This window comes from Komagataeibacter intermedius TF2, from assembly GCF_000964425.1.
GTDB lineage: Bacteria > Pseudomonadota > Alphaproteobacteria > Acetobacterales > Acetobacteraceae > Komagataeibacter > Komagataeibacter intermedius.
Genome location: NZ_BANF01000467.1, coordinates 1 through 626, shown reverse-complemented (window position 1 = coordinate 626; position 626 = coordinate 1). Strand labels below are relative to the sequence as shown.

Genomic DNA, 626 nt, shown 5'->3' with positions numbered 1-626 from the left:
TCGGCGCCCACCTCTGTGGCACGCCAGCCGTAAATGACGATCATTCCATGATCATCGGTGAAGATAATGATGCGGCCTTCGATATCCCGGTCTCGAACCATCGAAGCCGCGCGTTGCCCCGCAATCGACGCGCCACGTATTCCCGCATACCCGTCGCCACCCTGGCAGAGCCGTTCGGGCATGCGCGCAGGCCTGCATATATCTGGACAAAGCCTGCAGCCCGTGATGCCGTCTGCCCGGGTGAGCCCAAAGGATTCACGCTGGTTCACAAGGACAGCCCCGGTGATGAACCTGAACGTGGTCCAGCGGGCTTGCCCACAGGTTCAGACGGCGCAGGCAATGACGGAGCCGAAACCTGCGGCGGCCGCTCCGTGCCGTACGCCTCGGCCTGACCCAGCCATGACGGAGAGACCGTCTCCGGCTGCGCTTTCGCCCCTGAACCCAGAACTTCGGACAGGCGGCACAAGGGCGCAACGGGAACAGAACCTGCCTGCATTCCTTCCGTGCGGGTCCTCAGTACCGCATTCCAGTCCTCTCCCGGCCCCTTCGGAGATATCCGTCCCGACCAGAGACCGACGTCCTGTGCCATCGCAGCGAATTTCCCGGCATAACGATCCCCCTGCAGG

1 pseudogene is annotated in these 626 nt (G+C 63.4%); it reads right to left on the bottom strand.

The annotated features are described in order from the left end of the window. Positions 1-182, bottom strand: a pseudogene (locus B7449_RS18085) (hypothetical protein); the annotation flags it as partial. Positions 183-626 lie beyond the last annotated feature (444 nt).